15 protein-coding genes and 1 pseudogene are annotated in these 18,218 nt (G+C 73.9%); 9 read left to right on the top strand and 7 right to left on the bottom strand.

Annotated features, from left to right (window positions below; genetic code table 11):
* Positions 1 to 16: 16 nt before the first annotated feature.
* The 4 genes from ACI799_RS03150 to ACI799_RS03135 all read right to left on the bottom strand — a co-directional run bounded on the left by ACI799_RS03150 (position 17) and on the right by ACI799_RS03135 (position 5,678).
* Positions 17 to 979 (bottom strand): MBL fold metallo-hydrolase, encoded by a 963-nt coding sequence (locus tag ACI799_RS03150; RefSeq protein WP_456589386.1) that lies wholly within the window; start codon positions 977 to 979, stop codon positions 17 to 19.
* A gap of 169 nt (positions 980 to 1,148) precedes the next feature.
* The gene (locus ACI799_RS03145) at positions 1,149 to 2,639 is read right to left on the bottom strand and encodes an APC family permease (RefSeq protein WP_456612431.1); all 1,491 of its coding nucleotides are present in this window, start codon (positions 2,637 to 2,639) and stop codon (positions 1,149 to 1,151) included.
* Between the two features lie 418 nt (positions 2,640 to 3,057).
* Positions 3,058 to 3,648 (bottom strand): TetR/AcrR family transcriptional regulator, encoded by a 591-nt coding sequence (locus ACI799_RS03140; RefSeq protein ID WP_456589388.1) that lies wholly within the window; start codon positions 3,646 to 3,648, stop codon positions 3,058 to 3,060.
* Positions 3,649 to 3,695: 47 nt separating this feature from the next.
* On the bottom strand, positions 3,696 to 5,678 hold the full coding sequence (locus tag ACI799_RS03135) for a primary-amine oxidase (protein ID WP_456612430.1): 1,983 nt from the start codon (positions 5,676 to 5,678) through the stop codon (positions 3,696 to 3,698).
* Positions 5,679 to 5,875: 197 nt separating this feature from the next.
* Between ACI799_RS03135 and ACI799_RS03130 the strand changes: the two genes are divergently transcribed.
* Positions 5,876 to 6,175, top strand: a complete 300-nt coding sequence (locus tag ACI799_RS03130; RefSeq protein ID WP_456589390.1) for a hypothetical protein — start codon at positions 5,876 to 5,878, stop codon at positions 6,173 to 6,175.
* A 10-nt stretch (positions 6,176 to 6,185) separates the two neighbouring features.
* Positions 6,186 to 7,043, top strand: coding sequence for a DUF817 domain-containing protein (locus ACI799_RS03125; protein ID WP_456589391.1), 858 nt, complete (start codon positions 6,186 to 6,188; stop codon positions 7,041 to 7,043).
* 9 nt (positions 7,044 to 7,052) lie between these two features.
* On the opposite strand, the gene ACI799_RS03120 is transcribed toward ACI799_RS03125, so the two are convergent.
* Positions 7,053 to 8,345, bottom strand: coding sequence for a HupE/UreJ family protein (locus ACI799_RS03120; protein ID WP_456612429.1), 1,293 nt, complete (start codon positions 8,343 to 8,345; stop codon positions 7,053 to 7,055).
* Between the two features lie 171 nt (positions 8,346 to 8,516).
* On the opposite strand from ACI799_RS03120, the gene ACI799_RS03115 reads away from it, so the two are divergent.
* On the top strand, positions 8,517 to 9,092 hold the full coding sequence (locus ACI799_RS03115; RefSeq protein WP_456589393.1) for a hypothetical protein: 576 nt from the start codon (positions 8,517 to 8,519) through the stop codon (positions 9,090 to 9,092).
* On the opposite strand, the gene ACI799_RS03110 is transcribed toward ACI799_RS03115, so the two are convergent.
* A complete protein-coding gene (locus ACI799_RS03110) occupies positions 9,089 to 10,510 on the bottom strand; it encodes a serine hydrolase domain-containing protein (protein ID WP_456598750.1) in 1,422 nt (473 codons plus the stop codon). The two genes, ACI799_RS03115 and ACI799_RS03110, sit on opposite strands and share 4 nt — an antisense overlap.
* Before the next feature lie 248 nt (positions 10,511 to 10,758).
* On the opposite strand from ACI799_RS03110, the pseudogene ACI799_RS03105 reads away from it, so the two are divergent.
* A pseudogene (locus ACI799_RS03105) lies at positions 10,759 to 11,301 on the top strand (SemiSWEET transporter); the annotation flags it as partial.
* Positions 11,302 to 11,394: 93 nt separating this feature from the next.
* On the opposite strand, the gene ACI799_RS03100 reads toward ACI799_RS03105, so the two are convergent.
* A complete protein-coding gene (locus ACI799_RS03100) occupies positions 11,395 to 12,582 on the bottom strand; it encodes a glycoside hydrolase family 26 protein (protein ID WP_456612428.1) in 1,188 nt (395 codons plus the stop codon).
* 207 nt (positions 12,583 to 12,789) lie between these two features.
* On the opposite strand from ACI799_RS03100, the gene ACI799_RS03095 reads away from it, so the two are divergent.
* The 5 genes from ACI799_RS03095 (at position 12,790) to ACI799_RS03075 (ending at position 18,215) form a co-directional block, all read left to right on the top strand.
* Positions 12,790 to 13,875, top strand: a complete 1,086-nt coding sequence (locus ACI799_RS03095; RefSeq protein ID WP_456612427.1) for an ROK family transcriptional regulator — start codon at positions 12,790 to 12,792, stop codon at positions 13,873 to 13,875.
* Between the two features lie 91 nt (positions 13,876 to 13,966).
* Entirely contained in the window at positions 13,967 to 15,298 is a 1,332-nt protein-coding gene (locus ACI799_RS03090) for an extracellular solute-binding protein (protein ID WP_456589397.1), read from the top strand.
* Between the two features lie 78 nt (positions 15,299 to 15,376).
* On the top strand, positions 15,377 to 16,372 hold the full coding sequence (locus tag ACI799_RS03085; RefSeq protein WP_456612426.1) for a carbohydrate ABC transporter permease: 996 nt from the start codon (positions 15,377 to 15,379) through the stop codon (positions 16,370 to 16,372).
* A complete protein-coding gene (locus tag ACI799_RS03080) occupies positions 16,369 to 17,247 on the top strand; it encodes a carbohydrate ABC transporter permease (protein ID WP_456612425.1) in 879 nt (292 codons plus the stop codon). The genes ACI799_RS03085 and ACI799_RS03080 overlap by 4 nt, the downstream gene beginning before the upstream one ends.
* Positions 17,244 to 18,215 carry an ROK family protein gene (locus ACI799_RS03075; protein WP_456598744.1) on the top strand — a complete coding sequence of 324 codons (972 nt, stop codon included), beginning with the start codon at positions 17,244 to 17,246 and terminating at the stop codon, positions 18,213 to 18,215. Before ACI799_RS03080 ends, ACI799_RS03075 begins: the two co-directional genes overlap by 4 nt.
* Positions 18,216 to 18,218 lie beyond the last annotated feature (3 nt).

The following is an 18,218-nucleotide window of genomic DNA, read 5'->3' as shown; positions in this document are numbered from 1 at the left end:
CGGGAGCCGGGACCGGTCAGCCCTGGAGCTGGTCCCACACGGCGCGGTCGCGCTCGGCGGTCCAGATGACGGGGCGCTCGACACCGGAGAACTCGTCCCACAGCCGGGAGACGTCGAAGGGCAGGCAGTGCTCGAAGATCGGCCACCGGCCGTACTTGGGGGCCAGCGCCGCGTGGGTGGCCTCGAAGGCCTGCTTCAGGGTGCCGCCGGCGCGGTGGACGTCGCCCACGGTGCGCTGCATCGTGAGCAGGAAGTCGCGGGTCTGCTCGACGGCGGCGTCGACCTCGTCGCGGCCACGGGCGATCCGGCCCCGGCCGCCGACCAGCTGCCGCGCGCCGAGGGCCTTGACCCGGTCCAGGGTGCCGCCGGCCCAGTCGAAGTGGAACGCGTCGCCCGTGTAGAGGGCCGCCTGTGACTCGACCAGGTCGCCGGCGAAGAGGATCTCCTGCTTGGGCAGCCAGGCGACGATGTCGCCCTCGGTGTGGCCCCGGCCGAGGAACTCCAGGACCAGCTCGCCGCGGTCGCCGCCCAGCTCGATGGTGAGCTTGTCGCGGAAGGTCATCGTCGGCCAGGTCAGGCCGGGGATGGATTCCGGCTCCTCGAACAACCGCGGCATGCGGCCGTACTCGCTCTCCCAGTCCTGCTGGCCGCGCTCCTCGATCAGCCGCTTGGTCTGCTCGGAGCTGACGATCACCTCGGCGTCGAAGGCGCTGGCGCCCAGCACGCGCACCGCGTGGTAGTGGCTGAGCACCAGGTACCGGACCGGCTTGTCGGTGTGCTCCCGCAGCTTGGCCAGCCACCGCCGGGCGGCCACCGGCGTGGCCAGGGCCTCGAAGCAGACGAGGAAGTCCTCACCCTCGATGGCGCCGAGGTTCGGATCGCCCTCGGCGGTCAGCGCGTACACGCCGTCGGCGAGCACCTCGAGGGTCTGCTCCTTGACGCCCAGGTCGGCGGAGGAGGCGAAGGGCTTGGCTGCCATGGGATCTCCAGATCACGGGCGTTCGATAAACGAATAAGCTGTTCTTCTACTGACGGAGACGCTACGCCCGAGTGGCGTGCGACACAAGGCGTGCCGCGGCCGGAAAGCGGCGCGCAGCGACGCCCGGATCCGGGGGAGGGGCCGGGCGTCGCCGTGCGGGCGCGGCTGCTCAGCCGACGGGGGTGTGGTCCGTCGTGGGGTCTGCTGCGGCCGTGGCCGCCCAGGAGGGACGGCGGTAGACGTCCAGCGCGACGCCCAGGAGCAGGGCCACGGGGACCGAGAGGATCAGCGGCACCGCGGTCGCCATCGAGCCATCGATGAGCAGGGTGAAGTTGCTGAGCACCAGCCAGGTCAGGCCGGCCACGAGCACGATCGCGAGCGAGGGGGCGATCAGCGTCTGCCACGGTCGCGTGTCCAGCCGGGTGCGCCGGAAGAAGACCACCACCGAGACCGAGGTCATCAGGTAGAGCGCCAGCAGGGCGAGGACCCCGACGCCGCTGAACCAGGCGAACAGCGTGAGGACCGGGTCCTTGCCCAGCACGGCGAACGGCAGCACCAGGGCCAGCGCGACCAGCGTCTGCACGGCGCTGGCCACGAAGGGCGCCCCCTGGCGGGTGGTCCGGGCGACCACCGGCGGCAGCGTGCCGGTCTGGCCGAGCGAGTGCACGTAGCGGGTGAAGGCGTTGTGGAACGCGAGGATGCCGGCCAGCAACGACGTCGCGAGCAGCACGCCGCCCACCTCGCCGACCCACGGGCCCAGCTCGTCCTCGATGGCGGCGAACAGCAGGACGGTGCCGTCGCCGGACTCCAGGGCGGCGCCGGCCGCGGGCACGACCTGGTCGGCCCCGTAGTGGCTGACGACCATCCAGGAGACGAAGGCGAAGAAGAGGGAGATGACGCCGACGGCGAGGTAGGTCGCCCGCGGCACCGTGCGCTGCGGGTCGCGGGCCTCGGTCGAGTAGATGGCGGTCGACTCGAAGCCGAACATCGACGCGATGCCGAAGGTCAGGGCGATGCCCGGCGCGCCGGCCAGGAGAGCGGACGGGGAGAAGCTGGCCCCGGGGTTCAGACCCTGCGGTCCGCCGCCGGCGAGCAGGGTGGCCAGCGCGAAGGCGAGCAGGATGGCCAGCTCCGCGGCCACGATCACCCCGAGGAAGCGGGCGCCGAGCTCGACGTTGAGCGAGCCGAGCAGCTGGACCACCGCCATCGTGACGACGGCGCACAGCCACCACGGCGGGCCGAAGCCCAGGTAGGTGTCGGCCAGCGAGGAGACGATCGCGCCGTAGAGCCCGTACATGCAGGCCTGCACGGTGCTGTACGCCCACAGCGCCACCAGGGCGGAACCCGTGCCCAGGCGCCGACCGAGACCGCGGCTGATGTAGGCGTAGAACGCGCCCCCGTCCGTCACGTGGCGGCTCATGGCGATGAAGCCGACGGCGAAGACGGCGATGATCGCACCGACGACCAGGTAGGCAGCCGGCGCGCCTGCGCCGTTGCCCAGCCCGATGGCCAGCGGCAGCGCGCCGCCCATGCCGGTCAGGGGCGCCTGTGCGGACAGGACGAAGAACAGGATGCCGACGACGCCGATGGCGCCGTGCTTGAGCTGCCGGTTGCCGGTCCGCTCGCGGCTGGTCGCGGCGGTCTCCGTGGGTAGGACCATGATCGCTCCGAAGGAAGGTGGGTGCCGGCGGCCGTGCCCCGGGGGGCGTGGCGCCGGGATCGAGGCGTCACCCCGGGCGGGGCGACGGCAGGCATGGGTCAGGCCCGTCCGGGAGGGGGACGGCTCGGACCCGGGGCCCCGGGGGTGCCGGCCGGGGGAACTGGTCGGCGGGTCGGTCCGGGGGTGGTCCGCCGAGCGGCGTGCGGCGGCCGGGTGCGGGCGCCACCTGCCGGTCGGGACACGCGCCGCCGTCGGGAGGGATCCGCCTCCGGAGGGCAGTGCGGGGGGAGCGCCGCGCCGAGGGGGTGCGGGGCGGCCGTCCGGTGCGCGGCGGTGGTCGCTGCGCGCCCGGTGCCCGGCTAGCGGGTGGTGCGACGCGCCGCGTGGCGGCCGGGAGGCCGCGGGAGGAGGTGCTCGGTCAGCGAGCGAGCGCGGCCAGGGTGGCGTCGAGCATCGCCAGCTGGAGCTCGGGCGTCGTCGGCGCGTCGGGCAGCAGCGCGAGGACCTGGAGGCCGAGCGCGAGGGCGAGCAGCTGCTCCACCACGACGTCGTCGGCCGTGTCGACGACGACGTCACCGTCGGCACGCGCCTGGGCGACGAGGCCCGCGAGGTCATGCCGCCACCGCCGCATGGCCTCGTCGTTGAGCCGGGCGAGTCGCTCGTCGGTGACCGTCCGGCTCCAGAAAGGGAGCACGATCCGCGCCTCGAGCCGGGTGAGCTCGGTGGCGGGGAGGACCTCCACCAGGAACGCCCGCAGCGCGGCCAGCCCGCGCTTGCCCGCGACGGCCGCCCGGATGCGCTCGTTCGTCCGGTCGAAGACGAAGACGTAGGCCGCCTCGACGAGCTCGTCCTTGCTGGCGAAGTACGGCGCCAGGGCACCGTTGGCGTAACCGGCCGCGCGGGCGATCTCCCGCATGGTGGCCGCATCCGCCCCGCGCGAGGCCATCAGCCGCCAGGTCACCTCGAGGATCTCCTGACGTCGCTGCTCGCGGTCCACCAGCTTCGGCACGGGGCTCCCGTTCGTCGTCGGAGACCCCAGTGTCCCCGTCGGCGACCTCACCCATGGCAGCAGCCGTCCGCCCCGGCACCGCCCGCAGTGCCGTTCGCCGACCCCGCCGGCCGCGACCGGCAGTGCGCGCTGGCGTTCGGCGGGACGTCGAGCGTGGGGTTCCGGTCGAAGAACCCGACCGGCTTGAGCGTGAAGCCGGTGTAGTCGACCGGCATCACCGGCCAGTCTTCGGGCCGCGGGACGTGGGTCAGGCCGAAGGTGTGCCAGACGACGAGGTCGGTCGCCTCCAGCTCGCGGTCGGCCGCGACGTATGCCGGCAGCCCGGCGCCGCCCTTGTGCTGGTTGACGAAGTCGCCGGCGGCGTAGCGCTCCGCGGGGTCGTAGCGGGTGACCCACAGGTGCTTGGTGGCGAAGGTCGCCCGCCGGTGGATGGAGCTGCCGGGGTCGGCCAGCAGCGCCGGCCGGCCCTCGGGCAGCAGCGCGTAGGCGACGGGCTCGCCCACCCGGTTGCGGCTGTCCGGGTTGGTGATGTGCCAGATGCGGCCCACGCCCTGGTCGGCCATCCGCTGGGCCTCGGACTCCCGGTGCAGCGTCGTCCGGCGCTGCGCGAAGGCGTTGCCGCGGGGGTTGTCCGGACCCATCGGGACGCGGACGAACTCCAGCTCCTCGACGGTGTTCGTCGGGCCGTCGACCATCATGTCCAGCCGCGCGCTGAACAGGTGCTGGTGGAACGGCGCACCCAGCCCGGGGGCGAGCTGCGAGGCGTACGGGTAGCCGGCGCCCGGGTAGGCCGAGGTGAACACGACCCCGGTGGCCTTGACCTCGAAGCCGATCGTGCCGTCGAGGTACAGGTACCAGTAGAAGCCGTAGTCGTAGTTGCCGATGGTGGTGAAGAAGCTGATCACCATGCGGCGCTGCCGGCGGGTCTCGGCGGAGCCGGCCCACAGGTCGGTGTGCTTCCAGAGGACGCCGAAGTCCTCTTCGTGCATGCAGATCGCGTTGCGCAGCACCTGCGGGTTGCCGCGCTCGTCGGCGATGACGGCGTCCATGTAGGTGATGTCGCCGAGGCAGTCGCAGCCGAGCTCGAGGGCGTTGGCGTAGCGGCCGACGAGGTACTCGCCGGTGTCGAAGTAGTTCTGCCAGGAGCGGATCGGGGAGGGGTCGGCGTAGGGCACGACCATCTCGGCGATGGACGCGCGGTGGATGATCGGCCGCAGCCGGCCGGCGTCGAGGAAGCCGATCTGGTGCAGGGTGAGCCCCTCGCGGGCGTCGAACCCGACCCGCAGCTGCCAGCCCTCCCAGGTGAGCAGGTTGCCGTCGAGGGTGAAGCTCGGGCCCTCGGGCTGCGTGATCTCGATGGGCTTCAGGGTGGTCCGCATCGGCCCGGTGACCGCCGGGTCGTCGAAGTTCCCCGACTCCTCGGGGATGGGCACCGGACCGAGGTCGATCACCTGGTCGACCGTCTTGTTCATGACGTCGACGTAGCCGACGAGGCCGTCGATCGGGTGCGCCCACGGGTGGTCGGCGGGGTGGTCCTGCCGGAAGGCGAGACCGCGGAGGATGCGGCGCCCTTCCTCCTCGGGGTACTCGAAGACCCCGGCGGACAGCGGAGCGACGCGCACGTCGGCGACGTCCAGCCCGCGGGCGGCCAGCGCGGCCAGCCAGCGCTCGTCGGACGCGAGCACCTCCTCGACGAGGGCGAACTCCTCGTCGAGCACCGGCAGCTGACCGTCGACCGTCGTGTCCAGCATCCGGTCCGAGACGATCTCCCGGCGGGTGACCGAGACGACGACGTCGCGGGCAGCCGGGCGCTCGACGTCGTGCAGCAGGACGCGGAGCCTGCGGTCCGTACCCGCTCCCTCGGCGTAGAGGGCGCTCTTCTCCGGCTCCTCCAGGCCCACGTAGACGAAGCGGGTGGACTCGGCCACCAGGCCGGCCTGCGCCAGGACCTCCCGGGCTGCGGTGACCTCCGCGGCGGTCAGCTGGGCGAGCGGGTGCGTCGTGGCAGGGGGGGCCGAGGTTGCCGTCATGGGGTCTCCCAGTTTTGGTTCTACGAGTGTAGAAACACTGCGTGACGTACGTTACAGCCGTGCGACCGGCATGTGAAGAGGGTGTTCGCTTTGCGGGCAGCACTCGGGCCTGGTGGCGGGCGCTGCGGGTCACGACGGCCGCCGTGATGGGTGCCTGCGCCGTGCTGCACCTGATCGCGGCAGCGGGTTCTCCGCCCGTGTCGGACGCCCACCTGGTGCTGATGCTGGGAATGGCCGCCGTCTGCCTTCCGTGCGCGACCCACCTCGTCCTCGCTCCGTCGGCCCGGACATGGCTGCACGCCGGGGTGCTGTCGGCCGGCATGCTGCTGGCGCACTGGCTGCTGGCCGGCCTCGTCGGCGACGCCGGGCACCAGCACCCCGTCTCGGGGTGGTGGGCGGTCGCGCACGTGGGCGTCGTGCTGGGGCCCGTGCTGACGTTGTGCCTGGCCCTCGCCGGGGCGGCGGTGCAGCGCCGGGTCGCGGGCGTCGTTCACTAGCCTTCCGCGGGTGAGGCAGCTGCTCCGGTTCGGCTGGGTCCAGGCGCAGTGCTGCCTGTTCGCGGTGCTGTTCTTCCTCGGGCTGGGGTTGGTCCGGCTGGTGCCGCTGCCGATCGACCCCGCGGACGCGCTCCTGATCTGGTCGCTCGGCGTCACGCTGGTGCTCTGGCTCGTGCGCTGGGAGACCGGCCGGGAGGTCGCCGTCATCTTCGGGTTCCACCTCGTGGGCCTGGCGCTGGAGCTCTACAAGGTGCGCCAGGGGTCGTGGTCCTACCCCGACACCGGCGTGGCGACGATCGGCGGGGTGCCGCTCTACAGCGGCTTCATGTACGCCGCCGTCGGCAGCTACATCTGCCAGGCCTGGCGCCGGTTCGAGCTGCGGATCACCAACTACCGGGCCCGCACGACGGCGGCCGTGGCTGCCCTCGTCTACCTCAACTTCTTCACCTCGCACGCGATCTGGGACGTGCGGTTGCCGCTGGCCGTGGCCCTGCTCGCCGCCACGTGGCGCACGTGGGTGCACTTCACCGTCGGCCGGCGCCGCTACGCCATGCCGCTGGCGCTCTCGTTCGTCCTCATCGGCTTCTTCCTCTGGGTCGCCGAGAACGCGGCCACCCTCCTGCGGGCCTGGCAGTACCCGTCGCAGGAGTCGGTCTGGACCCTGGTCCACGCCGCCAAGCTGGGGTCGTGGTCGCTGCTGGTCGTGGTCAGCATCGTCCTGGTCGCGGCGGTCAAGGCCTACGAGGGGCGGCTGTACGGAACCGGCCGCGACCTGACCGTGCACCGCGCCTACGACGCCCCGCCCGAGCTGCTGCCCGGCCGGGCGGCGCGCCCCGCCGCGACCGTGGCCAGCGGCGCGGCTCCCTGACGGATCGCGTCACGCCCGCGGGGCAGGCGAGCCGGCGGTCACCGGCACCTCGGCTGCGGCGCGCGGAGCGGGGGAGCGGTGGTCGGCCAGCCAGCAGCCCCCGGCCACCGCGGCCAGCCCGGCGACCACCCACCACGGGTGGGCGATGACGGACTCCTCGGCCCCGGAGAGCGGGTTGGTGAGGACGCCGAGGCGGTCGAGCGCCCAGCCGGCCGCCGCGGTCAGCGCGACGGCGGCGCCGGCGATCCGGAGCCCGCCGTAGAACCGGGTGCGCGAGGCGAGGTGGAGGGAGGGGAACAGCAGGGCCACGGTGAGCAGCTGCGCCAGCTCCACACCCACGTTGAACGCCAGCAGGGCGAGCACCGAGGTCGAGCCCTCCAGGCCCAGGTCGGTGAGGATGCCCGCGAAGGCCAGGCCGTGCACGAGGCCGAAGAGCCCGGCGATGACGGTCTCGCCGTGACGGGCCAGCGGGCGCATCGCGTGGACCGCGGCAACACCCACCGACACCGCGATCAGCACCTCCACCGGTGTGCTCGGCAGCGACACCCAGCCCAGGGCCGACGCGACGAGCGTGAGCGAGTGCCCGACGGTGAAGGCGGTGACGACACCCACGACCCGGCGAACGGTGGGCAGCAGGCCGTCCGCCCGCCGCCACCGGCCCCCTCCCGCGACCAGGGGGGCGACCAGCAGCAGGGTGATCAGGAACAGCAGGTGGTCGGCGCCCTCGAGCACGTGGTGCAGGCCGTAGCCCACCATGTCGGCCAGCCCGGTCGCGGCCGTCTGCCCGACCTGCAGTGTGCCGTCGGTGGCGTCGAGCACCCCCGCGGTGGAGACCTCGCCGGCGGCGTCGGTCAGGACGACGACGGCCTCGTGGGTGCTGTCGGTCTCGATGACGGCGTCGTAGGCCAGCGTGAAGCTCGACGGATCGGCCGCCCCGGGGTCGAGGGCGACGTCCACGCTGATCGAGTCGATGCCCTCGACCGTCTCCCGAACCGGCTCGGCGTAGGTCTCGGACCACTCGGTGCCGTCGGTGCCGGTCACGGCCAGGTGCTCGTCGAGGTAGGTGAGCACGTCGGCGTAGGAGCCGGCGTCGGTCGCGGCCGCGTGGTCGGCGCCCAGCGCGTCGTCGAGGGTCTCCAGCGCGATGCTGATCGTGGCGTCCGCCCGGTCCTCCCCGACCCGCACGGACAGCGTGCTGCTGTCCAGGCTGTGCGCGGAGGCGGTCGAGGGCAGCAGGAGCACGGAGCCGCCGGTGAGGGCGGCGGCCGCGGCGAGGGTGCGGCGGCGGAGGGGGCGGGCCATGACCCAGAGGCTCGGAGACGAAGCTGGGAACTGCCCCGGAACCGGCTGGGAGACGTCGCGGAACGTAACGGGACCCTCTCCCAGCGCATTCCCAGCGGACGTCCAGGGGTGGTCGAGTTCCGCCGTCGAACCTGGTACACGACCGGCTCCCCGACCCGAGAGAAGTCCACGATGAAGCTCCGCAGGACGATCGCCACCCTCCTCCTCGCCACCGTCGTCCCGATCGCCGCCGCGTGCGGCAGCACCGGCACCGCGACCAGCTCGGAGACCAGCACCTCCGTCGCGGCCGAGGAAGCCGCCGGCAGTGGCTTCGCCGGCGGCGGCCCCGGCGGCGGTGGTGGCCCGGGCGGTGTCGACGTCGACTCCGTGACGACGGAGGCCGAGCTCATCGCGCTGGTCCAGGAGGCCTACGGCGACGGGAGCCTCGACCTGCACCGCGGTCACCAGCCCGTGCAGGACGTGCTCGACGAGGTGCTGGCGATCAGCCACGACGAGCTGCACGTGCGGATGGAGGAGCAGGAGCAGAACCTGGCCGCCGTCGCCGAGGACATCGGCGTCGACCCGCAGGAGCTGATCGACGCGCTCGTGGAGTCGTGGAGCCCGGCCGTCGACGACGTCCTGGCCGCCGGTGAGATCACCGAGGCCGAGGCCGAGCAGTACCGCGAGGCGCTGGAGGAGGCCTTCACCTTCCGCGTGACCTGGGACGGCGAGGAGGCGATGCCGACGTTCTCCGGGCTCAGCGCCTAGGGTCCCGACGCCGGGCCGGTCATGGCGGAGCGACGGCGGCGGAACTCCTCGACCGGCCGGTTCGTCACCCCGCCGAGCCGCAGCGACACCACCCGGCCGTCGGCGTCCCGCTCCAGCGGGACGAGCTCACCGGCCGCGCCGAAACCCGGCTGCGCGGCGACCCGCAGGGTGTCGGCGTCGACGATCTCCAGCTCCTCGACCCCCGGCAGGGGGTCGGCGGACGTCGGCCGGACGAGCACCAGCCGGCCCCCGAGCTCGGCGACGTCGAGCACTCCCCAGAGGCCGGCGAACCGGCCGGTGAACGACGACGGCGGCGGGGCGCCGGGCGGCGGTGCGGGCACCGTCGCCCGCGGGCGCAGTGCGACGTCCACCAGCTTCACCAGCCCGGTCGCCAGCTCCTCGGCCGGTCCGTCGATCGCGTTCGTCAGCACGCTGACGACCAGCCCGTCGGCCGGGTCGACGAAGGTCACGGTGATCTGCCCGGGGAAGCCGCCGCTGTGCCCGACGAGGCGCCGCTCGCCCACAGTGGTCAGCACCATCCCGACGCCGTACCGGCCCACCTCGGTCCCGTAGGCGGTGACCACCGACTCCAGGCGCTGCATCAGCCGCTTCGAGTCGTCGGTCAGCAGTCGCTCGTCGCCGAGCACGTGCGCCGCCCCGAAGAGGGCGAGGTCCTCGGCCGTCGAGTAGAACCCGGTCGCCGCCGCCATGGCGCCTGTGCCGGCGGGGCCGAGGGGCTCGCGGACGTCCTCACCCAGGAGCAGCCCGGTGTGCCCGCTGACGTACTCACCGGTCCGCGCCGCGTCGAGGTCGGTCCCGGTCCGGGTCAGGCCGAGCGGCTCCACGATCCGGGTGCGGACGGCGTCGGCGTAGGAGGTCCCGGTGACGGCCTCGATCGCCAGGCCCACGAGCGCGTACCCGATGTTGGAGTACTTGAAGTGCTCGTTGCGCCGGTGCACCGGGCCGGCCCGCAACGCCGCGCCGATCACCCCTGCCCGGTCCGGGAAGGGCTGCTCCAGCTGCCAGAAGTCGGCGTCGGCGCCGTCCCGCGTGATCCCGGCCTGGTGCCCGAGCAACTCGCGGACGGTCGCCCGGGCGACCGGCGAGCCGGCTGCCGCCAGCTCCGGCACGTGCGTGCCGATCGGGTCGTCGAGCCGCAGTCGCCCGGCTTCGACCAGCTGCAGCACGAGGGTCGCGGTGAACGTCTTGGAGTGGGAGGCGATGCGGAACAGGTGTGCCGGGGTCAGCGGTGCGCCGGTGGAGACGTCGGCGACCCCGACCGCTGCCGACAGCACCAGTTCGCCGCCGTGGCGGACGGCCGCCTGCACACCGGGCACCCGCCGGTGCCGCGCCTGGGCGTCCAGCCACGACCGCAGGTAACCGGCGGCGGCGCGGACGGTCTCGGTCGGCGTCGTCACGGCCGCCCAGCCTAGGGAGCCGGAACCCGTCGCGCGGCGCGGGAGGACGACGGCGGGGCGACGAGGGTCACAGAAGGCAACCGGCCGGTCACGGTCGGGTCACGAATGCATAACGCCGATGATGTCTCCGGCCACCTCCCGCCCCCGCCGATGCCGCTCACCGACGAGCGCCCCCGAGCCGGGTCCCGCGCAGCTCCTCGCCGGTGGCCACCTTCTCGCACCGACTCCGAACGGATTCCCGCTCCACCATGTCCGCCGCTCTCGGCATCCTCGCGGCCACCCTCAGCATCGCCGTCGTCTGGCCCCAGGTCTGGCTCTCCTGCCGGCACCGTCGCACCCTCGGCCTCTCACCCACCAGCGCCTGGCTCGCCGTCGCGCTCAACCTCTGCTGGCTGTCGTTCGGCCTGCTCACCGGCGACCGCGTGCAGATCCTGTCCAACGCCGTCGTCGGCGCCGGCAACACCGCGGTCCTCGCGGCGCTGCTGGTCACCCAGCCGCGGCTGCGGGCGGGGCGGGCGCTGGCGCGCACCGCGTCCGGCGCCGCCGTCCTCGCCGCCCTGGCCGGCGGGGGGCTGGCCGGCACCGTGCTGCTCGGCGCCGATCCGGCGGCGGCCACGGCGCTGCTCGGCGGGGTCGCCTCCGCGGTGGGCGCGGCGGCCGCGCTGCCCCAGCCGCTCAGCCTCCTGCGCGACCGCACCCAGGACCTCTCCGGCCTCTCGCCCGCGCGGTGGTGGCTCGGCTCCGGGGCGTGCGCCTCGTGGACCGGCTACGGCTGGTGCCTCGACCAGCCCATGGTGTGGCTGTCGGCCGGCGTCGGGCTGTGCTGCGCCCTCGTCGTCTGCGGGATGCTGCGCGCGCGGCGGGCGGTGCTGCCGGCTGCCGGATCAGCCGCCGCAGCGGGGGACGTCGCCGGCATCCAGGGCCCGGTCCGGGAGGTCGGCGCGGAAGGCGTCGCGGATCCGCGGCGAGCCGGTCGCCCGCCAGTCCACCCGGCCGCCGACCTCCGGCTCGTCCTTGGCCCACTCGAACCAGTTCACCATCGCCAGCCGGGGCAGCTGCTCGGCCAGCTGCGGATCGAACAGCTGCCGCCACCAGGCCTGCTTGACGGCCAGCTCGTCGGCGCCGCCGCCGCCCGGGGCGAAGAAGGCCGCCGTCTCGGGCACGGCCACCGGCTTCCCGTACCGCTCGCCGTAGTCGGCGTGGAAGTCCGGTAGCCCCCGGTCGTCGCCGCCCCGGCCGACGTAGGTGCCGGTCAGCTGGGCGAGGAACTTGCCCGGCTCGGGCACCTCGTTCTCGCCCCACGGGTGGGCGTCGCCCCAGTGGTAGAGCGACATCCCCACCCAGTCCACGGCGTCCTCGCCCGGCCAGTACGGGGCGTAGGGGTCGTCGGCCGCCGACAGCACGCCGTCGCCGTCGGTGTCCAGCGCCGCGACGTCATCGGGCGTGGCGGCGTGGGCGCCCCCGGTGAACGGGTAGCCGCCGCCGTAGTTGGGCGCCCACATGACCGCCGACCCCGGAGCCCCGGCGTGGACGGCGGCGGCGAGCCGCCGGAACGCCTCGACGTAGGCCGCCGGCTGCTGCCCCCAGGCATACCAGGAGCCGTTCATCTCGTGGGCGAACCGGACCACGACGGGCACCCCGCGGCCGTTGTAGCCGGCCAGCCGCTCGGCCAGGTCCGCGGTCACGCCGTCGGTGACCGCGGCCAGGCCGGCGTGCGGCTCGAGGGTGAGCAGCAGCAGGCCGCCGCCGTCCCGCACCTGCTCGACGGCGGCGTCGAGGTTGCGCTCGTCGGCGGCGGAGAAGGGGAAGCCGGTGAACGAGACGGCGACGGCGGGGCGCGAGCCGAGGGCGGTGCCGTGCTCGGCCAGCGTCGCGGCGCCCCAGTCGAGGTTCACCCCCAGGTAGACCCCGTCCCCGGCGTCCGGCCGGGTCAGCTCCGCGGCCGGGCACGCCACCCCGGTCGCCGCCTCGGTGCTCCGGTCGGCGGTGGCGCAGGCCGAGGTGCCGAGCAGGGCGCTGACGGTCAGGGCGGTCAGGGCGGTCAGGGCCAGGGCGGGCGGTCGTCGTCGCACCCGTTCTCCATCGGACGGGGCGCGGCGGGGCTGTAGTGATCGGCGCAGGTCACGGTCCGGTCACGGCGGCGCCAGCCCTTGACATAGGAATGTAAGGACGGTCTCCTAACAAACGTGAGTGTGATGCGGGACACGACGCGCCAGGGGCGCCTGCGGCGGGCGACCGCGAAGGTCCTTCCGGAACACGCGCGTGCGCACAACCGCTCCATGGTGCTGCAGCACCTGTTCCACGCCGGGCCCGGCTCACGGGCCGACCTGGCGCGGGCCACCGGGCTGACCCGGGTCACCATCTCCGACCTCGTCGCCTCCCTGATGGCCGAGGGCCTGGTGGCCGAGCTCGGCGCCCGGGCGGAGGGGCGCCCGGGCAAGCCCGGCACGCTGCTGGGGGTCCGCACCGACGCGTTCCAGATCGTCGCCGTCGACCTGGCCGACGACGAGCGGATGCACGGCGCGGTGCTCGACCTCTCCGGCGCACTGCTGCAGCGCCGCACGACCCGGGTCGAGGGGCGGACCGGGGCGGCGGCCGTGGCGGCGCTGACCTCGCTGTGCCGCGACCTCGTGGCGGTCGCCACCCGCCCCGTGCTCGGGGTCGGCGTCGGCTCGCCGGGCGTCATCGACCCCTCCGGCCGGGTGCTGCAGGCGCCCAACCGCGAGTGGTACGACCTGCCGCTGGCTGATCGGCTCGGCGCCGACCTCGGTGTCCCCGTGCACGTCGCCAACGACGCCAACACCGCGGCCCTCGGCGAGTTCACCTACGGCGGCGCCTCCGGCGGCGGGCTGCTGGTGCTCACCGTCGGGGGCGGTGTCGGGGCCGGGATCGTGCTCGACGGCGGCCTGGTGCAGGGCCACGAGCACGCGGCGGGGGAGATCGGCCACGTCACCGCCGTCGACGAGCGCGACGACATCGACGGCGCTCCGCTCGGCCGCCCGCTCCCGTGCGCGTGCGGGCGCCGCGGCTGCCTGGAGACGGTGCTCTCGGTACCGGCGCTGCGCCGGCGGATCGAGGGCCTGGACGCCCCGGGCGCGGCGGTGGCCCTCGGCGCCGTGGGGCGGCGCCTGGGCATCGTCCTGGCCCCGGTGGTCAGCGCGCTGAACCTGTCCGAGGTGGTGCTCAGCGGACCCCGCGAACTCCTCGACGGCCCGTTGCGCGAAGCGGCGCTCGCCACCCTTCACGAACGCACCATGCCCGTCGTCAGCAGCTCCCTGCAGCTGCGGATGACCTCGCTCGGCGAGGACGGGGCCCTGTCCGGGGCCGCGGTCCTCGTGCTGTCCGGCCAGCTCGGGGTCACGTGACGACCCCGAGCCGGCCAGTTGCAAGTCGGAGGACCACACCCCTGTGGCGGCGCTGTCCGGCACCGCCTGTGCACCAGGAAGGAACCCCAACATGACGAGGGTACGCACGAGCGGGCTCGCCGCCGCGAGCGTCGGCCTGCTGCTGGCGCTGACCGCCTGCGGCGGTGGGAACGAGGCCGAGGCGGGGAGCTCGGAGGAGATCCGGCTGTGGCTGGCCGGCTCCGACACCCCCCAGGAGCTGCGCGACTACCTGGTCGAGACGTTCGAGGCCGAGCACGAGGGCATGACGCTGGTCATCGAGGAGCAGGACTGGAGCGGCCTGGTGCCGCGCCTGCAGACGGCGCTGTCCTCGGAGGGGCAGACGCCCGACGTCGTGGAGATCGGCAACACCCAGAGCCCGACCTTCACCCACGCCGGCGCCTTCTCCGACATCAGCGACCTGGTCGACGAGCTGGGCGGTGACGACCTGCTCGAGGGCTTCGTGGAGGCCGGCACGGTGGACGGCGACGTGTACGCGGTGCCGTACTACTCCGGCGCGCGTGCGGTGTTCTACCGCAAGGACCTCTTCCAGCAGGCCGGCGTCGAGGTGCCGGAGACCCTCGAGGAGTTCGGCGCCGCGGCCGTCGCGCTGCAGGAGGCCAACCCCGCAGGCACGCCGAACTTCTCCGGCTTCTGGTTCCCCGGCCAGGACTGGTACAACGGCATCGCCTGGATCTACAGCGCCGGCGGGAGCCTCGCCGAGCAGGACGGCGACCGGTGGGTCGGCGCGCTGTCCAGCCCCGAGTCGCAGGAGGGGCTGGCCCAGGTCCAGGAGCTGTTCGCGAACGCGACGAACGCCCCGCGCGACGCCGACTCGGCCGAGCCCTGGGTGCCGTTCAACAACGGCGAGGCGGCGATGTTCTCCGCCCCGACGTGGGCCCGCTGGAGCATCGACCTGCCCGAGTGCAACCAGGGCGTCGACCCCGACGACGAGTCGGAGGCGGCCCAGGCCGCGCTCGCCGAGCAGCAGGCCTGCAACGAGGAGAAGACCGGGATCTTCCCGCTCCCCGGGCCGACGGCGGGGGAGCCGGCCACTGTCTTCGCCGGTGGTTCCAACATCGCCATCCCGGCGAAGTCGGGGAACCAGGAGGCGGCCCGCGACCTGCTGCGGATCATCTTCAGCGAGGAGTACCAGACGATGCTCGCCGAGAACGGCCTGATCCCGGGCAACAGCGAGTACGCCGACGCCCTCGGCGACGACGTCTACGCCGAGGCGGCGCTCGCTGCCGCCCTCGACGCCAAGCTGACCCCGCCGGCGGAGAAGTGGGCCGACGTGGAGGCCAACCGCATCCTGGAGGACTTCTTCCAGCAGATCGCCTCCGGTGCCGATCCGGCGGAGGCGGCGGCGCGGGCCGACCAGCTGATCACGGACACGCTCGCCTGACCCTGTGATCCGGGGCGGGGGCCCGACCGCCCGCCGACCGCGGCGGCCGCGCCCCCGCTCCCACGCCCCGGAGGAACCGTGTCCACATCCCGCACGTCCCCCGCGGCGGTGCTCCCGCCGGCACCGCCGCGCGCCGCCGTCCCACCGGTCCACCCGGCTCCGGCGGCCGCGCCCGGCCCGCGGCGGCGCCGGTCGCTGCGCTCCCGCCTGGGGCCCTACCTGCTCCTGGTGCCCGCGCTGGTCCCCGTCGCGGTCGGCCTCGGATACCCGCTGGTGCGGCAGTTCGTGCTCTCGTTCCAGGAGTACGGGCTGGCCCAGCAGTTCGGCCGGCCGGCCGAGTGGGTGGGGCTGCGCAACTACACGGAGCTGCTGTCGGACCCCTACGTCTGGGGCGTGATCGGGCGGTCCGTGCTGTTCTGCCTGGTCAACGCGGCGCTGACGATGCTGGTCGGCATCGCCCTGGCGGTCCTCCTGACCCGGGTGGGCCGCGGACCCCGCATCACTCTCCAGGTCGGGTTGCTGCTGGCCTGGGGGACGCCGGTGCTCGCCACCATGACGGTCTGGCAGTGGCTGTTCGACTCGCAGTACGGGGTGATCAACTGGTTGCTCGCCGAGCCGCTGGGCATGGCCGGGATGCGCCACCACTCCTGGATCATCGAGCCGGCCTCGTTCTACCTCGTGGCGACCGTCATCGTCGTCTGGATGTCGGTGCCCTTCGTGGTGTTCACCGTCTACGCCGGGCTGCTGCAGGTGCCCGAGGAGTGCGTGGAGGCCGCGCAGCTCGACGGCGCCAACGCCTGGCAGCGGCTGCGCCACCTCTCGCTGCCCATGGTGGCGCCCGTGCTGCTCGTCGTCGCCCTGCTCCAGGTGATCTGGGACCTGCGGGTCTTCACCCAGATCCACGTCCTGCAGCGGGCCGGGGCACCGACCCGGGAGACCCACCTGCTCGGCACCTACATCTACTCGCTGGCGAAGGAGTTCTCGATGGCCGGAGCCATGGCCACGATCATGCTGGTCATCACCTTCGTGCTCACGGTCTTCTACATCCGCCGGATGCTGAAGGAGGAGGTGTGAGCCCCGCGCACACGGGTGCCCCCGCACCCGCCCGGCGGCGCACCCGCGGCGGCGGGACGGGGCGGCGGCTGCTCGGCCTGCTCGCCGTCGCCGTCGCGCTGGTGTGGGTCTTCCCGATCTACTGGATGGTCAACAGCGCATTCCTGCCGACGAATCGGATGCGTACCGGCGAGCCGTCGTTCCTGCCATTCGGGGGCACCCTGTCGAATTTCCGGAACGTGCTGACGAACCCTGATTTCTACGCTGCCTTCAAGGTGTCGCTGGCGGTCACCGGCCTCACCCTCGTCGTCGCCATCCTGTTCGCATTCCTGGGTGCGCTCGCGATCAGCAGGTTCCGTTTCCGCGGGCGCCGGTCGTTCATCCTCACGGTTCTCGTGGTGCAGATGATCCCGGCCGAGGGACTGTTCATCTCCCAGTACCAGATGTTGGACAGCTGGGGCCTGGTGAACGCGGTCCTGGGGCTCACCATCGTCTACGTGGCGGCGATCGTGCCGTTCACCGTGTGGATGCTGCGGGGCTTCCTCGCCGGGGTGCCGCTGGAGCTGGAGGAGGCCGCGATGATGGACGGTCTCTCGCGCACCGGGGCCTTCTTCCGCATCACCTTCCCGCTGCTGGCGCCCGGCCTCGTCGCCGCCGGTGTCTACGGGTTCCTGCAGGCCTGGAACGAGTACACGCTGGCCCTGGTGGTCATGACCGATCCCGACCAGCGGACCCTCCCGCTGTGGCTGCAGGGCCTGGTGGAGGCCAACCGGGCCACGGACTGGGGCGTCGTCATGGCCGGGGCCACGCTCATCTCCGTGCCGGTCATCGTGTTCTTCCTGTTCGTGCAGAAGCGGATGAGCGCCGGGCTGGTGGCCGGGGCGGTGAAGGGGTGAGCGCGCACCGGTCCGGCGCTCGGAGCTGCTCGGTCGGGCTCGACATCGGGGGGACGAAGGTCCTGGGCGTGCTCCTGGGCCCCGACGGGGACGTGCTGCGGACCCTGCGGGTGCCGACCCGCCCGGGTGTGCCCGGCGTCGTCGACACCGCCGAGGAGGTGGTGCGCCGGCTGTGCGCCGATGCCGGCGTGGCGCCGCGGGCGCTGGCGGGGGTCGGCGCCGGGGTGCCGGGGCTGGTCGACCCGGCCACCGGGCGGCTGTCCTACGCGGTCAACCTGGGGATCCACGAGCGCGGGGTCGACCTGGCGCCGGTGCTCGCCGCCCGCCTGGACGGGGTTCCCGTCGTCCTGGAGAACGACCTGAACGCCGCGGCCGTGGGCGCCGCCCGGCTGCTGGGGCTGCCGGGGGACCTGGCGCTGCTGGCCCTGGGCACCGGCGTGGCCGCGGGGTTGCTGCTCGGCGGCGAGCTCCGGCGCGGGCGGCACGGCGCCGCCGGCGAGATCGGCCACCTCCCGTACGACCCGGCCGGGCACCGCTGCCCGTGCGGTCAGCTGGGCTGCCTGGAGCTGTACGCCTCCGGCGCCGCCCTGGACCTCGCGTGGCCCGTCCGGTCCGCGCGGCCGGCGGCCGCCGACCTCTTCGCCGCCGCCGCGGCGGGGGACCGCCGGGCGGTCGTGGTCCGGGACCGGTTCGCCGACGCCGTGGCGACGGCGGTGCGGTTGCTCGTGCTCACCTGCGACGTCGAGCACGTCGTCCTGGGCGGCGGGGTGGCCGACGTCGGCCCGCCGCTGCTGGACGCGGTGGTGGCCGCCGCCGGGCGCCAGGCCGCGGGGTCGGCGTTCCTGCAGAGCCTCGCCGTCCCCGAGCGGGTGCAGCTGGTGCCCCGCGACCTCCCGGTGGCACCGGTGGGTGCGGCGGTGTGCGCCCGCGGCGGGGTGCCCGGTGTGGTCGAGCCGGTGGGATCCTGACGC

This window comes from Blastococcus sp. SYSU DS0753 (assembly GCF_054051175.1).
Note: the sequence above shows the minus strand (reverse complement) of the source record. Positions and strands in the feature narration are given on the sequence as shown.

What these genes read in the sequence shown, in the direction of transcription:
- ACI799_RS03150 (WP_456589386.1), bottom strand. Translation starts at nt 979, where the DNA reads ATGGCAGCCAAGCCCTTCGCCTCCTCCGCCGACCTGGGCGTCAAGGAG.
- ACI799_RS03145 (WP_456612431.1), bottom strand. Translation starts at nt 2,639, where the DNA reads ATGGTCCTACCCACGGAGACCGCCGCGACCAGCCGCGAGCGGACCGGC.
- ACI799_RS03135 (WP_456612430.1), bottom strand. Translation starts at nt 5,678, where the DNA reads ATGACGGCAACCTCGGCCCCCCCTGCCACGACGCACCCGCTCGCCCAG.
- ACI799_RS03120 (WP_456612429.1), bottom strand. Translation starts at nt 8,345, where the DNA reads ATGGCCCGCCCCCTCCGCCGCCGCACCCTCGCCGCGGCCGCCGCCCTC.
- ACI799_RS03115 (WP_456589393.1), top strand. Translation starts at nt 8,517, where the DNA reads ATGAAGCTCCGCAGGACGATCGCCACCCTCCTCCTCGCCACCGTCGTC.
- ACI799_RS03095 (WP_456612427.1), top strand. Translation starts at nt 12,790, where the DNA reads ATGGTGCTGCAGCACCTGTTCCACGCCGGGCCCGGCTCACGGGCCGAC.
- ACI799_RS03090 (WP_456589397.1), top strand. Translation starts at nt 13,967, where the DNA reads ATGACGAGGGTACGCACGAGCGGGCTCGCCGCCGCGAGCGTCGGCCTG.